General features: G+C 52.4%; 2 protein-coding genes. Both read left to right on the top strand.

Going from position 1 to position 1,055, the window contains the following annotated elements:
* Window positions 1–636: hypothetical protein (locus tag D6694_11445; protein RMH39156.1), on the top strand; the 636-nt coding region annotated here is incomplete at its 5' end.
* Window positions 636–1,022: a hypothetical protein gene (locus tag D6694_11450; protein RMH39157.1), complete on the top strand. Its 387-nt coding sequence runs from the start codon at window positions 636–638 to the stop codon at window positions 1,020–1,022. The genes D6694_11445 and D6694_11450, both read left to right, overlap by 1 nt.
* The last annotated feature ends 33 nt before the right edge of the window (window positions 1,023–1,055 follow it).

Below are 1,055 nucleotides of genomic sequence, written 5' to 3' on the forward strand. Positions count from 1 at the left end.
CACTTGTTTTACTCCGATCCGAACCATGCCGTGAACGGCGAACCTTGCGGTGAACCGGATGTTGCTGATGCGGTGCGTGGCTTTCGCCAAACCATTCCCGTGGCAGCCAACCGTATTGGCGATTGGCAGCCGATAGGCGAATTTGTCTTAGACGTGCCGGCGCAAGTCAATGAAGGTGAGACTGTCACCATCACCATCACGCGCACAGGACAAACCGACAGCGCACAAGCCGTTGAGCTTGTCAGCCTGTTAGCTCAAGGGATGAATGATAGTGACGTGCAAGGTCTCGATGCGCGAACCAAAGTGACTTTTGCCGAAGGCGAAACGCAAAAGACGGTCACATTCGCGATTGCCCAAGATGACGTACACGAACCGAACGATGAAATTCAGTTCTGGTTGGCGAATACAGGCAACTACCGCGGTGGCTTTGTGCCAACGGTGTTGATGATTAACGATGACGACGAACAATCATCAGGCGGAGGCAATAACAACACTGGCAATACAGGTGGTTCATCTGGCGGTGGTGGCGGTGGCGCCGCGTGGTGGTTGACGTTACTTTTGGGTTGTCGCATATTTAAGCGACGTGGGCAAACAAAAGCCGCGAGCGACCGCGGCTTTACAAGGAGGATTAAATAATGACCCCGAAAAAATACATCTTTTTAGCACTTTTCGCAACACTCTCGCTTGCAGCTGTAGCCAAGGTGATTTACAAAGGCCCAAAGCCGCCAAATTCAACTGGTGATGAAGGCTATCGTCCGGGCACGGATGGTCTGACGGCTGATTTTCTTGACACATGGGACTACAACAAAGAAATCGCCAAGTACGCGGATAAGTTGATTCCGCCCAATTACGGCCCGATGCGGTCTGATGATTCCACCATGGTGCCGCGGCCAAACATAAATCCTCCACCTAATAACGGAACCGGCGGCCCTAAAGTGTGCGAAAAAGACCCTCGGCTGCCGCCGGATTGTCGTTGTCCGTACTACGACGCCAGCAAAGACATATTTATCATGTGCCCTTAGACGCCGAAAATGCCGCCTCGGCGGCATTTTTTA

The sequence above is a fragment of the Gammaproteobacteria bacterium genome (assembly GCA_003696665.1).
Classification (GTDB): domain Bacteria; phylum Pseudomonadota; class Gammaproteobacteria; order Enterobacterales.